This window comes from Paenibacillus sp. FSL H8-0079 (assembly GCF_037991315.1).
GTDB lineage: Bacteria > Bacillota > Bacilli > Paenibacillales > Paenibacillaceae > Paenibacillus.
Genome location: NZ_CP150300.1, coordinates 6,501,959 through 6,521,349, shown reverse-complemented (window position 1 = coordinate 6,521,349; position 19,391 = coordinate 6,501,959). Strand labels below are relative to the sequence as shown.

The 19,391-nt window shown below is 45.9% G+C and carries 16 protein-coding genes; 9 read left to right on the top strand and 7 right to left on the bottom strand.

The annotated features are described in order from the left end of the window. Nucleotides 1–45 precede the first annotated feature (45 nt). The gene (locus MHI06_RS29035) at nucleotides 46–2,334 is read right to left on the bottom strand and encodes a 5'-nucleotidase C-terminal domain-containing protein (protein ID WP_340399931.1); all 2,289 of its coding nucleotides are present in this window, start codon (nucleotides 2,332–2,334) and stop codon (nucleotides 46–48) included. A 252-nt stretch (nucleotides 2,335–2,586) separates the two neighbouring features. Here MHI06_RS29035 and MHI06_RS29030 point away from each other — a divergent pair, with 252 nt between their 5' ends. Beyond that, a complete protein-coding gene (locus tag MHI06_RS29030; protein WP_340399930.1) occupies nucleotides 2,587–3,549 on the top strand; it encodes an endo-1,4-beta-xylanase in 963 nt (320 codons plus the stop codon). 139 nt (nucleotides 3,550–3,688) lie between these two features. On the opposite strand, the gene MHI06_RS29025 is transcribed toward MHI06_RS29030, so the two are convergent. Continuing rightward, nucleotides 3,689–4,732: an NAD(P)/FAD-dependent oxidoreductase gene (locus tag MHI06_RS29025; protein WP_340399929.1), complete on the bottom strand. Its 1,044-nt coding sequence runs from the start codon at nucleotides 4,730–4,732 to the stop codon at nucleotides 3,689–3,691. Between the two features lie 34 nt (nucleotides 4,733–4,766). Beyond that, complete coding sequence (locus tag MHI06_RS29020; RefSeq protein WP_340399928.1) at nucleotides 4,767–5,756, bottom strand: ABC transporter substrate-binding protein; 990 nt, start codon at nucleotides 5,754–5,756, stop codon at nucleotides 4,767–4,769. A gap of 212 nt (nucleotides 5,757–5,968) precedes the next feature. Here MHI06_RS29020 and MHI06_RS29015 point away from each other — a divergent pair, with 212 nt between their 5' ends. Then, entirely contained in the window at nucleotides 5,969–7,576 is a 1,608-nt protein-coding gene (locus MHI06_RS29015) for a helix-turn-helix domain-containing protein (protein WP_340399927.1), read from the top strand. A gap of 13 nt (nucleotides 7,577–7,589) precedes the next feature. Here the strand turns inward: MHI06_RS29015 and MHI06_RS29010 are convergent, their stop codons facing one another. From MHI06_RS29010 to MHI06_RS29000, 3 genes are all read right to left on the bottom strand, one after another. Further along, nucleotides 7,590–8,756 (bottom strand): MFS transporter, encoded by a 1,167-nt coding sequence (locus MHI06_RS29010; protein WP_340399926.1) that lies wholly within the window; start codon nucleotides 8,754–8,756, stop codon nucleotides 7,590–7,592. A gap of 315 nt (nucleotides 8,757–9,071) precedes the next feature. Next, nucleotides 9,072–10,412, bottom strand: coding sequence for a glycoside hydrolase family 30 protein (locus MHI06_RS29005; protein ID WP_340399925.1), 1,341 nt, complete (start codon nucleotides 10,410–10,412; stop codon nucleotides 9,072–9,074). Nucleotides 10,413–10,715: 303 nt separating this feature from the next. Beyond that, nucleotides 10,716–12,233 (bottom strand): leucine-rich repeat domain-containing protein, encoded by a 1,518-nt coding sequence (locus MHI06_RS29000; protein WP_340399924.1) that lies wholly within the window; start codon nucleotides 12,231–12,233, stop codon nucleotides 10,716–10,718. Between the two features lie 373 nt (nucleotides 12,234–12,606). Here MHI06_RS29000 and MHI06_RS28995 point away from each other — a divergent pair, with 373 nt between their 5' ends. From MHI06_RS28995 to MHI06_RS28965, 7 genes are all read left to right on the top strand, one after another. Further along, the gene (locus tag MHI06_RS28995) at nucleotides 12,607–13,497 is read left to right on the top strand and encodes a diacylglycerol kinase family protein (RefSeq protein ID WP_340402201.1); all 891 of its coding nucleotides are present in this window, start codon (nucleotides 12,607–12,609) and stop codon (nucleotides 13,495–13,497) included. A gap of 147 nt (nucleotides 13,498–13,644) precedes the next feature. After that, on the top strand, nucleotides 13,645–14,562 hold the full coding sequence (locus tag MHI06_RS28990; protein ID WP_169482225.1) for an aldo/keto reductase family oxidoreductase: 918 nt from the start codon (nucleotides 13,645–13,647) through the stop codon (nucleotides 14,560–14,562). 274 nt (nucleotides 14,563–14,836) lie between these two features. After that, entirely contained in the window at nucleotides 14,837–16,219 is a 1,383-nt protein-coding gene (locus tag MHI06_RS28985; RefSeq protein WP_169482226.1) for a transcriptional regulator, read from the top strand. A 244-nt stretch (nucleotides 16,220–16,463) separates the two neighbouring features. Beyond that, complete coding sequence (locus tag MHI06_RS28980) at nucleotides 16,464–16,634, top strand: aspartyl-phosphate phosphatase Spo0E family protein (RefSeq protein ID WP_340399922.1); 171 nt, start codon at nucleotides 16,464–16,466, stop codon at nucleotides 16,632–16,634. Between the two features lie 99 nt (nucleotides 16,635–16,733). Then, nucleotides 16,734–17,114 (top strand): GntR family transcriptional regulator, encoded by a 381-nt coding sequence (locus MHI06_RS28975; protein WP_062837083.1) that lies wholly within the window; start codon nucleotides 16,734–16,736, stop codon nucleotides 17,112–17,114. Continuing rightward, nucleotides 17,111–17,986 (top strand): ABC transporter ATP-binding protein, encoded by an 876-nt coding sequence (locus tag MHI06_RS28970; protein ID WP_340399921.1) that lies wholly within the window; start codon nucleotides 17,111–17,113, stop codon nucleotides 17,984–17,986. Before MHI06_RS28975 ends, MHI06_RS28970 begins: the two co-directional genes overlap by 4 nt. Further along, on the top strand, nucleotides 17,983–18,681 hold the full coding sequence (locus MHI06_RS28965; RefSeq protein WP_340399920.1) for a hypothetical protein: 699 nt from the start codon (nucleotides 17,983–17,985) through the stop codon (nucleotides 18,679–18,681). The genes MHI06_RS28970 and MHI06_RS28965 overlap by 4 nt, the downstream gene beginning before the upstream one ends. Nucleotides 18,682–18,866: 185 nt before the next feature. On the opposite strand, the gene MHI06_RS28960 is transcribed toward MHI06_RS28965, so the two are convergent. Next, on the bottom strand, nucleotides 18,867–19,385 hold the full coding sequence (locus MHI06_RS28960) for a hypothetical protein (protein WP_169482230.1): 519 nt from the start codon (nucleotides 19,383–19,385) through the stop codon (nucleotides 18,867–18,869). Nucleotides 19,386–19,391: the final 6 nt, after the last annotated feature.

Genomic DNA, 19,391 nt, shown 5'->3' with positions numbered 1-19,391 from the left:
TCGCCCTTTTTGTTTTTCATGAAGCGTAGTACGTAACGATTGTCCCTATTTCAAAATACTCACATATTTCCCGTATACGAATGCTACACGTCCATCCAGCTTCACTTTTACCCAACCATACTTGTCTGTACTGATCACCTCAAGCAGGGTACCTTTCGGTACCGCAGCAACAACTTTGGCTTTGGATGAAGCGCCAGCGCGTACGTTCAGGTAAGCCGCAGTGACCTTGGCTTGTTTGCCTTTGGTGACAGTTCCTGGTTTTCCAGTGCTTGGTGTTGCTGGTTTACCAGGTTTCGGCGTGCCTGGAGTTGGTGTTGGTTTTGGTACTGTTGGTGTCGTAGGCTTCTCAGGTGTAGTTTCTTCCTCACCATTACCTGCTGCTTTGCGAGCTTTGTTCAGCTGTTGATAGAACGCTCCCTTGGTTTTCACGCCTGCGAATTGGGCTGCACTCACACCTGCTTTGGCAGATAGCGCATCAATCTCTTCTTGAGTCACCGCATCCAAAATGTTAATGGAGGCAATGTTGGTGTACTTGCCATCTTCTGTTGTTGGCACAGACATAATGCCATCGTTAATTAACTCCACTATATCTGCACGCTCCGGTGCAGTCAGGTCTACGCCAGTGATTTTCCAGTTGTGTTGAATCTTCGGTTCGTAGACGCCTTTCATGACATCTTTCAGATAGGCGATGGACAGGTTGCGAATCGTGCCTTGAATCTCACCAAATGCCGAGGCGTCCTTGGAGGACCAGAGTTGCTTGAACTTACGCCCTTCCATGGCGCCACCTTTGGCAATCAGGGCTTCCATTCGATAGGCGTTCATGCCAAGTTTTAACGTATCGTCTTCTTTTACTGTCGTACCGTTGCTGTACTTGAGATTTGTAATCCGACTGCCGTATGGTTTGGTCAGGTCAATCTCATACGTCACGCCGCCGAAGAAATCATCGGTGCTGTATTTGGAAGCACGTCGTTTCGGATCAAAACTGATGGTCACATCACCCGGGCGTGTGGAGTTGAAGTACCCCGCAGACCACTCCATATAATCCATCAGATCGCGTCCGGTCACTTCATACACGGTTACTTCACCGAAGGTATATTGGTAGTTGAACGCAATATCCTTTTTCTTGATCGGGCCTACATCCAGCTTGGCCTTGTCGTTATCAATCTGGTGCGCGACTACGTCGGCATCACTGTAATGAAGCATCACTTCGGTGAAAAAGTCAGACAAAGGTGTTTCCTGGATCTGCACCGCAGGAATACCCTTAATCTCATCGGCAGGCACCAGGTTTGTTCCTTTCAGTTCAGCCACTTCGATGTTGGCATCGGCACGAGCGAACTCGTGGAACGGGTGCAATGTCTCTTCCAGCGCAGGATCGGAGACTTCATACGTTCCGTCTGCTGCTTTTACAGCGAGTGCTTGAGCTTCTTTGCTTTTCAGCACGACTTTGTCGCCGTCTTTTTCAAATGTCAGATCGATTCGTGAAATATGTGAGCCATATTTATTTGGTTCAGAGATCAATACGCCGTTAACCGTTTGGGATTCAATCAAGGTGTGCATGTGTCCGGCAAAAATGGCAGCCAGCTCCGGGTTGGCATTGGCGATATCCGTCACTCCGGTTCCCGGATTACCGTTCTCGTTATCCAATCCCATATGCATAAGTCCAACCATGACATCGACTTTGCCTTTCAGCTCGGCAATGGCCTTCTTGGTCTCTTCCACAGGATCTTTGACGATGATGCCGTCCAGGTGATCCGTACCTTTCTCAAACTCGGTAATCATAGGTGTGTTCATTCCAATAACACCGACTTTGATGCCGTCTTTCTCAATAATCGTATAGGCAGGCATGTAGCGGTCGCCGTTTTCTTTGAAAATGTTACCCACGAGAGGCTGTCCATTGAATTGGGAGGAGATCTTCTCCAGTACGTCCAGTCCAAAGTTAAACTCATGGTTACCCATAACCCATGCGTCATATTTCATTTCGTTCATTGCAACCATCATGGGAGATTGGGGTTGATCATTGAACAACTCAGCCGAGTTATCCTGAATCATGTCTCCTGCATCCAGCAGGATCGTATTGGGATTCTCCGCACGCACTTTTTTTACAATGGTGTAGAGCTGTGTCATACTTCCGGTTGGGTTTGGACCATCCAAAGCATAGTCCCACGGCATGAATCGACCATGAATATCCGATGTACCCAGCAACGTGATCTTGGTTTCCTTGTCTGCCTCAGCAGCCTGAACCGGAGTGGAAGCAAAAGGGGCGAACAAAATGGAGGCACATAAGAGGAATGATAAAGGCCATCCGGCGAAACGTTTCATTGAAATTTTGCGCATGTTGTAATCTCCCTTGTTATCTAGTGTGTGTAAAGATATGTATCATTTCATACTAGATAAACATTTGGGGAATGTAAACTCCAATGTAACAATCATGTAGGATTTGAGTAGATAAATGGATGGAAATATAATATCGGTCTCTATTATTGGTGTTAAATACTATAATTTGTCAGGTTTCTAAAACCATAATTATCCAGTAAAGTGGTTATTGTAAGCGCTTAACAAAATACTTGAAACGAAGGAGGACATATATTGATTAAGTCCAAATGGTTCAAGACAGTCGGCTCATTGGCATTGGTAGGGATTCTCGCTGCTTCTGTTGCGGTTGGTAGTGTGAGTGCGGGTTTAGCGAAAGGTAGCAAATTCCTGGGGAACATCATCGCAAGTAGTGTACCCTCTAATTTCAGTCCTTACTGGAATCAGGTGACCCCAGAGAATTCAACCAAGTGGGATGCTGTGGAAGGCACGCGAAATGTGATGAACTGGTCGCAGGCAGATATGGCGTACAACTACGCTAATAACAATGGATTTCCGTTCAAGTTTCATACCCTCGTATGGGGAAGCCAGCAGCCAACATGGATTAACGGTCTCTCAGCTGCAGACCAGAAGGCTGAAGTGACACAATGGATTAAAGCAGCAGGACAACGGTATTCGAAGTCTGCCTTCGTTGATGTTGTGAACGAACCTCTGCATGCGAAACCATCTTACCGCAATGCCATTGGTGGAGATGGGGCAACGGGTTGGGATTGGGTTATCTGGTCATTCCAACAAGCGAGACAAGCCTTCCCTAACTCCAAATTGTTAATTAATGAATATGGTATTATCGGTGATCCGGCTAAAGCTGATCAATATATCCAGATTATCAACCTTTTGAAAAACAGGGGTCTAGTTGATGGCATCGGTATCCAAGCGCATTACTTCAATATGGACAACGTCTCGGTGAGCACGATGAACACGGTACTGAACAAGCTTGCAGCGACAGGGTTGCCAATCTATGTATCCGAGCTGGATATGACAGGTGATGATAATACACAATTGCAGCGTTATCAGCAAAAATTCCCTGTGCTGTGGAAACACTCTGCTGTTAAAGGTGTGACGCTGTGGGGTTACAACCAGAATCAAACCTGGCAGGCAGGCTCCCACTTGGTCAACAGTAATGGTACAGAACGTCCGGCCATGCAATGGCTGAGAAATTACCTGGCGAACAATCCTTAAGCTTGCGTTTGGACGTCTCTGTGCTTCCCTTGTGATTTCGATATTATAATATAACGCCAAATAGCACCTGTTCTGCGTACTAAGCAGTGGAACAGGTGCTATTTGGTGTGCAGAAGGATGTTTCTATGTGTTAACCGTTTTAAATTTCTTCCTCAACTACACCCAAAGCGCTGTTTTTCTCTTTGAACAGCTCATTGTGTGAGGAGACATAAGCCATTGGAGAAGCATCGGGTTGTATATAACGCTTGGCACTGTTCAATGCAAGAATACCACTGGTGAAGGTGCCAGCGAGTAATTCAACTTTACTATCATAGGAGACAAAATCACCTGCGGCATATACGCCGGGAAGGTTAGTTGTCATATCTGCTTCCACCTCCAGGTTCCATTCACCCAGATTCAGTCCCCAATCCCGGATGGTACCATAGTTGCACTTCATACCGTGATTGACGATAACTGCATCGACCTCCAGCTGCTCTCGCTCTGAAGTCTCGGTATGGACGAGTGATACACGATTAATTTGTGTCCCATCGCTGCTGTGGAGCGCTTCTATGGTATAGGGTGTCCGAACTTGAACGGAGGAGTCCTTCATCATCGTAACACTGCGCTCCAGACCGCCAAAGTGATCACGTCGATGAACGATCGTTACGCTACTGGCAATGGGTTGTAACTCATTGGCCCAGTCTACAGCGGAGTCACCTCCACCTGAGATTAATACTCGCTGGTTGCGGAAGCGTTCCAGTTCCTGAACCGTGTAGTGCAGGTTGGTCACTTCGAAGCGATCTGCTCCTTCGATCTCAAGCTTGACGTTCTGGCGCTCTCCGTACCCAATAGCCAGAATTACGGTCTTGGTCAGATGTTGCTCGCCTTGATCAGCGGTCAGTAGAATGGCTCCATCCTCCTGACGCTCCATGCCGACAATCCGCTGACCGAGAACAATCGTCGGATCGAATGTACGGGCTTGTCCAATTAACTGTGCAATGAGCTGTTCCCCACGAATTGGAGGCATGGCCCCGACATCCCATATCATTTTCTCAGGGTACGTCAGGACTCTTCCGCCCAGTTCATGCTGTGCTTCGATAACCTTGGTCTTCAGTTCTCTCATGCCGCTATAAAATGCTGTGTACAACCCGGCGGGTCCTCCGCCGATGATGGTCACATCATACCGTTCAAGTGAATCTGTCATCGCTTACCTCCATAATTGGTTGGGTGCAATCCCTTTATTTTTTGAGCATGATCGGCAGTTGTTTGATCAGTTCTTCCCTCGCTAGTGGATCTGTCGATATTCCGAGACCGCCATTTACGAAATATACTTTACCGGCTTTGATAGCGGGCAGTTGATTCCATACAGGACCTTTGGTCATATTCTCGACTTCCTTCAGTTCTTCGTCACTGTAATACACAATGAATATCCGGTCCCCGGCAATTTCGGGAAGCTGTTCAATGGAAATATCGGCATAGCCATAGTCATCCGGGTTATCAATCATTTTCTGAATCGCTGCGGTTGGCTTAAATCCATCTTCGTTATAGACGAAACCAGGTAGGTAACTGGTCGTGTACACACTTAATCGTTTTTGGCCGATCATGTATTGGAATACGGATGCCGTCTCGTCCTTCTCAATGGTTCCGTCTTGCTGTAAGTCGTTCCACATCTTCACAATCTTTGCATTATGCTGTGCAAGGAATTGTTCGGGTACTTGCTTGTTGCCAAGCCATTCACCCAGACGATTGATCCGAACAGGCATAGGGTCCCATTCATTGGTCAGGATCACCGGTGCGATCTTGGAGAGGGTCTCATTCTGTTTTTGGTCTGGAGTTGAGGTAATAATCAGATCGGGTTGAAGTTCCACAATCTTCTCAGGACTTGGCGGCCAGCCGATATCTGCAACATCTTTCAGTTCGTCTTTATACGTCGCGTATTGCAAACCTTGTTGTACTACACCTACAGGCTTGATACCGAAAATCAACAGATCTCCAACCGTGTTGTCGGTGTATACAATGCGTTTGGGCGCTATGGGAATCTCCACCTGATTACCATAAGCGTCGGTCGCCATCTGGGTTCCTTTTTCCTCGGATTGGGTGGTCGTTTGACTGGTGTTCTGCGCCGCTGTGTTGCTGGCTGTATCAGCTGTTTTACCACAAGCTGTTGCAACCAATACCACTAAACATAAAGTGAGCAACGTGGTGAGTCTCGACATTTTGTGTCTCATGAATATCCCCCTGTATGATTAAGCATTTACTGATAATCATTATCAATAAATCAAGTGTAATGAAGTTCAAGAATGCATTCAATGGAAGATTAGGACGTTTTTTTTGCATTAATAGGCTGGTTATGGGCAGGTTCCGGCCATTGATAACCGAGGAAGAGTTGAGTTATGATGGCTCTAATTGATAATGGTTATCACGAAAAGGAGAGCTGATTTTGGATCTGACTCATCTCAAAACCCGGTACGGTGTTCCCGGCATTTATTACGAACTTCACGGGTTGGCTCTACAGCATTTATCACCTAACGATGACATTCCACCACAAACACTAACAACCGAGATCATGATTGTGGTAGAGGAGGGAGAGGGTCTGCTCATTTGCGATGGTAAGATACATGAGCTGCAATATGGGATTCCCCTTGTTATCAATGCAGGACACACGGTAGAGATTCGAATAAACGAAGAGACGTTGTTATCCGCGTGGTTAGTCGCCTTTACCTTGCATGATTCGGAGCGCAGAATGTTCCCCGCCCTCGTCGAGACCCGTGAGATGGACACGGCGGGATTTCGAACCATATTGCAGCGGATCAGGGGAATTGAAAACCGTCGTATGGTACAGGATCGCAAACAACGAGTCGGCATTCACACCCAGTTTCAGAGATTAATGAGTATGGTGCTGAAAGATACCCATGAGTACGAGGGAGAAGTCTCCAGTGAGCACACGAGAGCGAATATATCCGAGATCATTTCGCAGCTAAAGGGCCGCTACAACGAGGAAATTACCGTGGATGATCTGGCGGCACAGGCCAGAATTAGCAAGCGCAGATTTACCCATTGGTTCAGGCAACTCACAGGAACGAATCTGTCGGATTATATGACAACGCTGCGGATGGAACATGCCAAACAACTGCTTTTACGCGGAGGACGTATGAAAGAGGTGGCCACCCTGGTGGGATATCGGGATGAGTACTATTTCAATCGACGCTTTAAACAGATGGAAGGAATCTCCCCAGGTCAGTTCATTCTTAACCACCGGCAGAGTTCGTCCAACATCTGTGTGATGAGTTGTCTCGGTCATCTGCTTGCCCTTGGAATTCGCCCGGCGGCGGTTGCCAAAAATCTGTCCAATGAGCATTACCTAACCCCGTTAAGTGCGAGTTTCCACAAGGTTAACAGCGTACCGCTGGACCCACAGGAGATTTCCTATTTGCAGCCTGAGATGATTCTCGTTGGAAATCAGGAGGAATACGATGCGTTATCACCAATCGCGCCGACATATATCTTTTCACAGAACGACCACAAGCCATTCGTATTGTTACAGAAACTTGGAGAGGTATTCGGTAAGGGGCCAGAAGCGGAGAAGGTAATGCAGCAATATGAACGCAAAACACAGCGCCTGAAATCCCGGTTAAAGGGTGTTATTAAGAGTACAGATACGTTCTCCGTGATGGAAATACGCGATGATTCGATCTATGTGTTCGGCAATTACTGGTGTAGGGGAGCCTACAATCTGTATGATGGCCTGGGACTCCAGGCACCAGAGCGGGTTCAGAAGGAATTAATTGACCGTCAGGCTTATCTCATGATCTCAGAGGAGCAAGTTACATCCTATGCAGGTGACCACTTGTTCCTGACGGTGCTGGATTCGGAGCGGTACCAACGTATATCGAACAGCGTTTGGTGGCAGGAAATGCCCGCAGTGAGGCAAAATCAGGTGTATATGACCGAGTATACGGAATTTGCTGTTACCGATCCCATATCCATGCCTTACCAGCTGGATACCCAGATGAAATTAATACTGGATCGCCAAATGTCCCATTCCTGAGCATCTATTTACCCTAGGCTGCTGCGCGGTTGAAGCATTTGATTTTAATCCAGATCAAGACTAAAGCGATCAGTGCAAATATCATCCCGCTCCAGATCAATTGATGTATTCCCAGGTTTGAGATGAACCAGCCGCCGACGGCAGTACCCAAGGTAATACCGAGGTTGGAAAAGGATACATACAAGCTGTTGCCAAATTCAGGCGCGTCCTGCGCTTCAGCGGTTAACCAGGTTTGGCTTACAATTAATCCTCCTGAATGCACGGATGCCCAGATGATGACTACAATAACCATCCACATGAAGTGGGGACCGGCCCAATAGACGAGTGCGTAAGCTGCTATATAGAGCAGGGGGAACATGAGAACAGTAAGGACCACGCTCTTACGTAGAAACTGTCCAAACCCCAAATTTCCGATGATCATGACGACACCAAAGACGGTCAGCATAACGCTGATCCATGATCCGCTCATGTGAGTGACCTGTCCAAGATACTCGGCGAAATAACTGTATACAGAGAACATGGCGGCGAATATAAAAATGACTGCGGCAACATTCAGCCATAATCCAGGTTTGCGCAGAATACCGAGTTGCTTGCCATAGGACATCTTTTCCTTCACGGGCATCGAGGGCAGCCAGATCCATATGCCGATCAAAGCGACCACACTGACCATCGCTCCAAACAGGAAGGCGATTTCGAGGGATAGCCGTTCAGCAAGATACGATGTCAGTGGCACGCCAAAGGCAAAGCCCGCGGTAACTCCGGTAAAGACTTTAGCGACGGCCTGGCTACTTTTCTCTGCTGGAACAAGTTGAGCACTGGTGACCAGGGCTACGGAAAAGAAGACGGGATGGAATAGTGCGGGAATGATACGGAAGATCAGCATGGTATCAAATGTTGTGGCGTAGGCATAAACAACGTTCGAGATAGCAAACATCAGCACAGCGGCCAACAGGATGAATTTGCGATTGATGCCGGACGCCAGCAAGGTGAGAAAAGGGCCTGCAATGGCTACGACCAGCGCAAATATACTGACCAGCCAACCAGCCTGTGCAGCCGAGATACCGAATTTATGCGCAACCTGAGGAAGTACTCCCACAATTCCCATTTCTGTTGTAATGATCCCGAATACACCTAATGCCAGAATCAGGATAAGGAGCGGGTTGACCTGTTGTGATTTCATGTAAAGCGTACCTCCAATGAATTTAAATATATAGAAAAATAGATATAATATGCTGAAATGAGCCTGCCTTGCCTCCTATAACTCCTATAATATGATGGACATGAGAGTAAGTTCTCTGGATTACATTATATCTAGATTTATAGATTTGTAAATATAAAAGTGAGACGTTTTATATTTAAGTCGTCTTCGGCTTGTGTTCTACAGGAGTAATCATGGTAACAATAAGCATGGTCTGCCCCATGAAAAATAGCGCCGGCCCGGGGAATTCTTGGGCCTGACGCTTTGATATCCATGCTTTTATCGATGTGTTGATTATTATTTCGGTTGAATAACCATGCTGTTGAACGAATCGGCCTCCAATTCCATGTGAAGGGTCTGTCCTTCTTCAAGGGTTAGATACAGGTCACGACGGTCCTGGAATGGATTGTTGATGACAATCACGAGACTGTTATCCGGGTTGCGGAAAGCAACGGATTTACCGCTCCAGGCGCCAGACAGGCCGACTCTTCGAGCACCAGGAACAATATGATGTGCGAAGTGCTTCATCACATAATACTCGGGGTTCCGAGTAACCTCCGTCGTGTCCGGATCTATCGTAATCATGGAGTTCTGCTCCCAGCCCCATGTGCTGCGGCCTTTCGGTTCCAGAACCATGTTCCAGTAGATGTATGCGTTCACTCCGTTGCTGAAGTAATGCTGGTAGAGGTTATATACATATTTGGCGTAGTTCCATGAGTTGTTGCCATCACCGCATTCGTTCTCGGTCTGCATATAACGTAACTCCGGATAACTCGCCGAGGTACGTTGAATCGCATTTTTGCCTGCCCATTGATATCCCACACCTTTGATATAGGAATAGGCCTTCGGGTCACTCAGGACAAGCCCGGCGTACTCGTCGAAGTCATTTGTTTTTTTCTTGATCAATTCTTCCCATGGATCAGGAGCGTTGATCGTTCCCAGCCAGATTTCCGTATCCAGACCGTGTTTGTCAAAAGCCGGGCCCAGATAATCGGCGATGAACTCACGGAGTTGCTCACCTGTCCACATGCAAGAAGGGAATTTCTGATCTGCAATTACTTCGTTCTGCACATGCACCTGATGGATGGTAATGCCTGCTTCACGGTAAGCCTGTACGAATTTTACGAAATACAAGGCGTAGGCCTCCAGAATATCTTTCTCCCAACGAAGCGTACCATAGTTATAGGCTTTAGGTGACTTCATCCACGTTGGCGGACTCCATGGGGAGGCGAAGAATTGCAGGTTCGGGTTATAACTTAGAGCTTCCTTGATGTAAGGAATCAGATATTTGAAATCACGTTCGATCGAAAAGTGTTCCATGGCCACGTCGCCGTCCACCTCGTTGTGGCTATACCATTGCTCCGCATAATCACTTGCGCCGATCGGCAGGCGACAGATGTTAAACTTATGCTCACCTTCCGGATGGAAGAGGGAATGAAATACCTCATGGCGCTGCTCCTCGTTTAAGTGGGTTAGAGCCATATAACCAAGCTCGTTGAAACAGCCACCAAACCCTTCCACAAGCTGGTGCTGCTCACCTGTCAGTTTTAAGTTAGCGTTTTCATTTGTCGGTACAAAAGATAGCTCTCTCCACGAGTTGTCTTGGGTTGTGGAATAACCACTGAACGTGAATGTCATGTGAATTTCCTCCTCGATTGAACCTCAGTTGTCATATATATTACGTTCAGTATAACAACTCCCACTGCAAAAGAAGATGTGCTAAACCGTGTGAAATTTACCCTAATCCAAGATGGAGTATCATACGTTCATATCCGTACAGACAGATCATCTGCAGTATTCACTTGTGATTGACGCTACCCATATACCATTATCCAATGTCATAGCACAACTGTCGTAGCACAACCAAAAATCCCCGCTGATTGTTCAGACGGGGACCTTCGCTGTGGTTCTCTTATGGCTGGAAATGAACGTGAGTCACCTTTAAGGTTGCACACTTTCACCAAGCTGTTTATTTTCAAAAACCAGAATCGTTTTGCTGCTTCCGATATAGGCAACCGTCGTATTGAACTGCTCCGAAATAAAGCGAACCGGTACAAATGCTTTGCCATTTTTCATCAAGAGAGGAGCATCATGGATCGCAAGCGCATCATTCACGACAACTTGTTTATTGCCCACGCTCCAGCGGATGGTCTTGTCATTCTGTGTGATCACGGCTTCGCGTGTACCGCTGTTCCAGTTCACATTGGCGTTTAACTGCTCCGAGACAAAACGCAGAGGCACATAGGTCCGGCCTTCATCGATAAAAGGTGCAGCATCCAGTGCGTAAGCACGATCACCTACATAGGCGGTGGTGGACCCTTCAATCAGACGCTGGAAGCTGCCCTGAGGCGTTCGTTTCTGCTCCCGCACATTCATCCGGTTCAGAAGCTGCATGGTATGACTGCCGCCCGCGACATCCAGATAGTTGTTCTGCACCGTGAGTCCCGCAGGTTCAACCTCTGAGACAGACGTCTGAATACCGGATGATAACGAGGTGGAAGCCGAGATATCCTGTATGGCATTCGTCGCTGACTGATCACGGGTAAACGTAAAACCTGCAATCGGTGTCAGATCCCACACCCGGTTGTTGGATAATTTCAACACGTCCAGGCTGGAATGCTCACGTAAAGGTTCCAGATCGTAGATCTGATTAGATTCTGCATTCAGCTCTGTTAGCCCAATCAGTCCCTCAAGCCCTTTGAGGTGCTGTACTTGGTTACCAGAGATATCAAGTATCCGCAGCCGTGTCATGTGCTCCAGCGGTGTCAGATCCGTGATTTGATTACCTGCCACATTCAGATTCCGCAGTGTATTTGGCAATTCAGCCAGTACGTCCAGCGTCTGAATCTGGTTATTCGCTACATTGAGTTGTTGGAGCCGCGTTTTACCCATGAGCGGTGTCAGATCGCTAATCGTATTGTTTGAGATCTCAAGCCACTTCAGTGCATCCGTATCCGTGAGGGCCGCAAGACTGGCAATCTGGTTGCCACTGGCGTGGAACGTATGTAATCGGGTGAACCCACGTACAACTTCTATGGAAGATATGGAGTTATTGCTGATATACAGCCGTCCCAAGTCTTTCAATTCAGCAAGTGCGTGTATGGATGTAATATAGTTGTTGCGAACATCGATCTCGCGAAGCTGGGTTAGGTGCTCCAGTGGTGTGAGATCCTCAATCTCATTTCCATATAATCGGAGGTGAGTCAGGTTGGTTGCATATTCCAGACCGGACAGGCTTTGAATACCTGCATTGCTCAGATCTACCACTTCAAGCTGCTCCAGATCCGATGAAGTCAATGGAACATCCAGAGGTTTGTTCAGGATTAGCTTCAGTCCGTCCTCCAAAGCGGGATCTTCAATGATTCCCTCACCCAAGTCTGTAGTCGTGTAAGCCATGGCTTGCCCCGATGCCCCGAGACTCAGGATGAATACTAGAAATAGTAGAGTCATTCTTTTCATTGCATGCATTCCCTCCGATTTTTAGAATTATAAAATAATCCGAACAGATTGAGTTAGATAAGTATAGTATTTACACGATAACGAAGGTTGTACTGCCCACGGAGTGTTCAGTGTAAATTGAACAGTTTAACATATGCAGGTTCGGCTAAAAGCACATCTATAGTTATTAACCCGTCAGCGGGAAAAAGGAACAAGAGATTTCGGAATAGGTATTTCTTCTACTTCTATTCTATATGAAACAAACCCTGCTCTGCACTCTTCAGAGACATCTTTATCAAAAAAAATTGCACATCTTCCGCAGAACCTATTCAACCCACCCTTGAAACGGGTATAGATGAAGTAAAGATGCCAATTTGGAGGGGAAGATGTGAGTATGCGCCAAGCCATGATCATTAGTAATCCATCGTCAGGTAAGGAAGAGGCCGAGCAGTATGTGTCCCAAGTCAGAGAAATTTTGGAGTCACAGCAGTATGAGGTGGTTGTTAACGAGACAGCCGGAGAAGGTGATGCGACCAACTACTGCGTGAATGCCTGCAAGGACGGCTGTGATCTGGTTATTTCCATCGGAGGCGATGGCACGCTGCATGAGACGATTAACGGCATGATGGATCAGGACCATCGTCCCCGACTGGGCGTCGTACCGCTGGGTACGGTGAATGATTTTGCACGTGCGCTGAATATCTCGCTTGACCCGGAGGAGGCCATTAGGCAGTTACGTTCGGATCAGACCCATATTGTGGACCTGGGGAAAATCAATGATCGCCTGTTTGCCAACGTGGTGGCTGCAGGGTCTTTGGCGGAAGCTCTGTTCTCTGTATCCTCAGAAGAGAAGTCGAAGCTAGGTTCATTCGCATATCTCAAAGAAGGCTTGAAAGACCTGGTGAATACACCAGCCAATCAATTGACCATTGAACATGACGGCCAGATTTGGGAAGGGGAATCTCCTCTTTTTCTGGCGGCACTGACCAATTCGGTCGGAGGATTCAAGAAGTTGTCCCCGGATGCTGCGGTGGACGATGGTCTGATTCATTGTTTTGTTGTTCGTAACATCAGTGTGTTCAACAGCTTGACCCTGGGCACTTCCCTGTTGTTTGGCAGTCTGAAGGACCATAAGGATGTGGATTATTTTACGACAAAAGAAGTCCATGTACGCTCAGCCGAAGCCATTCGCACCAATGTAGATGGTGAGGAAGGCCCTGCTCTGCCGATTCACATCACTGTCCTGCCAAGGCATATTGAGGTTATCGTACCGGAAAACGTATAACTCACTCCTGTCTAATTACAGGCTGAGGTTGAAATCCTATCATTTCTCCATATGAATGTAGGATAAATCTATTGAAACCGATTGCAGATTTGTGTCACAATCAAAGGTAAGATACACGATAATATTCGAATATGGAGGGAAAACATCTTGAGAACCATTAAATTGGGTAGCAGCGCACTAGAAGTACCTGTAGTGGCCGTGGGCTGCATGCGGATTAATTCACTAGACGGCAAGGAAGCCGAACATTTTGTTCGTTCTGCAATGGAGGTTGGCGCGAATTTCTTTGACCATGCCGACATTTATGGTACAGGAACATGTGAGGAGATCTTCGCCGAAGCGGTGCAGATGAATCCCCAAGTTCGTGAAAATATGATTCTTCAATCCAAATGCGGTATCCGCAAAGGCATGTTTGATTTCTCCAAAGAGCACATTCTGAATTCGGTCGATGGCATCCTGCAACGTCTGAAAACGGAATATCTTGACGTTCTGCTGTTGCACCGTCCAGATACTTTGGTTGAGCCGGAGGAAGTGGCTGAAGCCTTTGATCAATTGGAGCGCGAAGGCAAAGTACGTCACTTCGGGGTGTCCAACCAGAATCCGAATCAGATCGAATTGTTGAAAAAATACGTGAAACAGCCACTGGTAGCTAACCAGTTGCAGATGAGTATTACCAATACCACGATGATTGACAGTGGAATCAACGTGAACATGGAGAACGAAGCTGCGGTGAACCGTGACGGCAGTATCCTTGATTATTGTCGTCTGCATGATATCACGATTCAGCCATGGTCTCCGTTCCAGTACGGATTCTTCGAAGGCGTATTCCTGGGTAGCGATAAGTTCCCGGAATTGAATGCGAAGATCGATGAGATTGCTGCGAAGTATGATGTGAGTAATACAACGATTGCGATCGCGTGGTTGCTTCGCCATCCTGCGCAAATGCAGCCAGTGACAGGTACAATGAATATTGAGCGTCTGAAAGACTGTGTGAAAGCGGGAGATGTTCATCTCACTCGTCTAGAGTGGTATGAAATTTACCGTGCGGCAGGCAATATACTGCCTTAAATCCAAGTTATAGTGAGTATGCTGACTGCTGAGTCAGTTGAGAACACGAGCCCGTAGATGGCTCGTGTTTTTTGTCTGTTTTCGAGTTTGATGTCGGACGAGTGTCCGATATAAAATAAGAATAGAAATCTTGTTTTAATTAAAGGATTAAAATGGTTATATTACAAATTAGTTGAATTTATTATATTGACCGCTACTTTCTAATTACATATAATTACTTTTGCATACCGATAATCCTGTTTATGGTTTTTTTATTTTGGAGGGTGGTGTTCGTTTGGAGCCGACAACCACGATACGCGATCATTTGGAAAGTTATCTGAAGCGTGAACAGATGTCTATTAGTCATTTTTCAGAGACGTCAGGGATTAATTCGGGTACGCTGAGCAATATTTTGAATAAAAATCGGCCTATTGCCATGCAGCAGTTGGATCGTATTACTTCTGCCATGAGATTGGAAGAAGGTTATTTCTATGAGTTATACATAGATGAATGTTTTGTACACGCAACCCCGGACTGGCGAAGATTGGGACCCTTCCTTCAACGCTGTGCCGAGTTGGACAAGTTAAACTGTATTGAAGAGGTTATTCGTCTGATGATGGATAATCTATCTTATATCCCCTTATTATTTGAAGTGGCTGAAGAATTCTACCAAGCGGGTAAATTCAAACCGGCCATTCTTCTATATGAAAATATCGCCGAGAGTGAGAAAATGCAACATTCCGAGCGGCTTGCACTCTGTCAATATCGACTGTTCAGGTTGGGACTGACGAATGATCAGCAGCGGAATCTGATTATTGCAGCCCGGTTTGAATATTATGTGGATCGGCTGGATGAACGCTATCAATTGGATGCGCTTAACGAACTGATTAATGCTTTTGGGGCATTGCATAGATGGAGTAAGGTTCAGGAATTATCTGAAAAATTGAAGCTGAAAGCGTCCATCCATTATGAGATGAATGGCCGAAGGAAACAAGAAGAGACCAAAAGACCAATTGTCTTTTATATTCTGTACTCCTATCTAGCTTCTGGTAGTGCCTGTTATCATTTGAAGGACTATACCGGTGCGCTGAAGTATGTTTCTTTGTATACGGATAACAGTTGGGTGAAGAGTCCGGATAAAGACGAAATCGTCGTTATGAATCAGTTTCAGGAATGGGCCGAAGCTAACCGTTATATATATCATTTAATGGGTGGTCAGTTTGAGGTACTACCTGATTATCTGGCTTATATTTCAACAAAGGAAAATGAGATATTCCCAGCGTTATGTGATATTGTAACGGCGGCTAATCGCTATGATAAGGATATTGATCATGTACTTAAACAGTATGAATCATACTTTACTTATCAGGAACAGAGTAACCGAATTGGCAAAGTCAGCAGACAGGTTACGGATGATCGTTATTTACGACTTTTAGCAGATTTGGGCGCATATTATTTAAAGAAAGACGAGTTTCATATAGGTATAGAATTTGTTCTGGATAGTTTAAGATTTTCTATTGAAATTAGCAGTGGACGAGGTATGCTTAGAGGTGTCGGACTGTTTGAGCAATACAGGGATTTTGCATCTGAGACGGCGAAACAGCAATACAAAATGATAATTAGTGAGGTGCAGAAACTCAATGAAGAGAAAGTTGGCTTTGCTGATAGCTACCTGTAGTATCGTTGTGTTTATCGTAGCTCCTGTTACGGAACCTGTCTCAGGCAAGGAGATCCCGAACCCCGAAATTATGAGACCTGCTGATCATGGATTTGGAACTTAATAAAATGTTAAAAGAAACGCTTCTGATTTATTTCAGAGGCGTTCTTTTTTGTGTATTGAAGTGGAAGAATAAGTATGTCGTATCTTACATGCGCTTTTGATTGGCATAATACACTAAAATATGACAAAAAGGAGGGATACTATGGATCGCCTGGATTTGATATCACGAATTGAAGATGCCAGACAGTTGTTATATCGCATGCATATGGAGTACGGCAGTCTGCTTCATCCTGAAGTGATCCAGCAATCCGTAGTCCTGGACGGTCTGATTAATCAATACAACAGAGCGAAGATAGGAAAGATTATAAATTAGGTTCGCCTATTTACATTTGCGTTTTTGTATACTATAGTTAGTCACATGAGTAACTAACCGACTAACTGATTGATGAATACGTATGAAAGTTGGAAGCACATGAAATCGACTTTGGATGAATCTCAGCCTATTTTTCATCAGATTGCCACGATGATTATGGACGATATTGTGGAAGGCAGATTGAAGGTGGAAGAACAGGTCCCCTCAACCAATGAACTGTCACGCTTCTACAATATCAATCCGGCTACAGCCCGCAAAGGACTGCAGGAGCTCGTGGACAAGGGGATTATATACAAACAGCGAGGTGTTGGAATGTTTGTTGCGAAGGGAGCAAGAGAAGCATTGCTTGTTGAACGGAAGCAGGATTTTTATGAAGAATACATCAAGCCTTTACTTGAAGAAGCCAGACGGATTCACATGAATGAAGACATGATCATTGATCTGATTCGCGGCAAGAAGGATAAGGAGAGTGACTTATGATTCATATGGAGCAGGTCAACTACAGCTACCAGAAGACGCCTGTGTTGAACCAGGTTACGCTACATGAGAGTGAACCGATCATTAGTGCCATCTGGGGAAGAAATGGAGCTGGGAAAACAACACTGATGAGTTTACTTGCAGGGCATAACCGCCCGGACAGTGGAACCGTCCAGATCATGGGTCAAGACCCCTATAATAATCTGGCTGCCCAAGAGAATCTGTGCTACATCCAGGAGAATCATCCCTTGGGGAAAAACTGGACGGTTAGTGATATGGTTCAAATGGGACAATATTTTCATCCGCAGTGGAATCAGGATTTGGCGGAACGTTTAATCGATGTGTTCGAACTACCGGCGAAGAAGAAGATCATTAAATTTTCGAAGGGTATGAAGACTGCCGCCCAGATTATATTGGGTCTTGCCAGTAATGCCAAGATAACCATTCTAGATGAACCTACCAATGGGCTCGATGCGGAGAAGCGTAAATTCTTCTACAATGCCCTACTGGAAAGTTATGAAGATAACCCGCGTCTGATCCTGATATCCAGCCATCATATTGAGGAGATTCAGCCCTTATGTGAGTCCCTTATCGTTTTGCAAGCCGGAGAGGTGATGTTAAATCAGCCGATGGAAGAGATGCGCGAAAAAGGAGTTCTTCTAACAGGGGGAATTGATGACATTAATCGAGTCACAGCGGATGTTAAAGTTATCGAGTCTTCCCAGATGGGGTCGACTGTAAAAGTGATGATTGATGAGCCCTACTCGAAAATGTGGAAGGATATCGCTCATGCACAGGGGCTTTCCATTGAGAAAGCGACATTACAGGATTATTTGGTTAACAGAACCCGTAATCAAGAGGGGGTTAAACCATGAACGCAGTAAAAGGTACGAACCGACTGATTCGGGATGATATGCGTTTGTATTTGATGATATTTTCATCTATTGCGCTTATGCTCACCGTCGTATATCTGGCCATTGGCTTCATCTTTGATGTCTCGTATGCTACACAACTGTTTGGTCCAATGTACGGAGGGATATGTGCGTTTGCGATTGGGGGAATCATTACACTGTTTCCGGTTGCGATCGGTATAGGCAGTACACGAGTTCAATTCATGAAATCCTTCTATATGAACTCGTTATGGATGGTTGCAGGCACTATGGCCATTCTGCATGTGGCGTATTTCCTCATACATCTGCTTCAGGAAAAAGGGATTGTTGACGTTACCCTTTATCAACCAGGCATGTTGTATTCAAGCGAATATCATTTCTTATCCTACCTGTGGATCGATCTGATGTGCGGCTTTCTCGTACTGGGAGTCTCTGTCTTCCCAACGGTTTGTTGGATGCGATTGGGGTTACGTAACTTCTTCATTATGTTCTTTGGGGTGAGTCTGATTATGACCCTAATCGTTGTCTTCGCAGATTTTGGCGAGTGGATGAGATGGATTGCGAGTGTGAATATGATGACACTGTTCACCGTTCTGGGGGTCATTGGAGGGGTTTTACTTCTGAGCACGTACCCGATGATGAAGAATGCGCCTCTTACAATGAAATCCAAAAAAGACTAACGGGAAACTGTTGTATAAAAGAATCTGTATAAGTTGAACTAATCATTACGCGATAATGGAGGAATGAAACTCCACTGTAATCAGAAAAACACGAGGTGCGAACGCGCCTCGTGTTTTTGGTATCATCCTAAATCACTGAATATACATCAACCATCTTTGTGCAATCCAAACTGAATGTGTATGCGTTAAGCCTGAGCTTGTGGTTTGAATCCTTCGTCTTTGAGATACTCGCCAGCTTCGCTACGCGTTTCGAAAGCCATATCCAGATTAACGCCGGAGTACACATACCACATGTCATCTTCATATTTTAAAGTCAACGTATGTCCATCTTCATCGATCCACGTTCCGCCGCCCGTAGAGGTTGTAGCCAATGCAGGAGCAGCAGCTTTTACTTGTTCTGGCTCTTCGAATTCAACTGCGTTGGGATTGTGAGACATCGATTGGATCGTTTCATCTAACAATGTGCGCAGATCTGCTTCGGAGTAATCACGAATATTGACGAATCCTTTAGCATCGGTCTCAACGTTGGGCAGTAGCCCCGCATAGATATAACCGTTACCGTTCGGGTGAATATGGAGAGCAACAATCTTTTTATCATACGCACTTTCTTCGTAGTGGAAATTAACACGACCGAGAGAAACATCTTTGCGTTGCAGTTGGGGATACGATTGTAGCACTTCAAGCTTTTGTTCCACGTTAAGCATAATTGC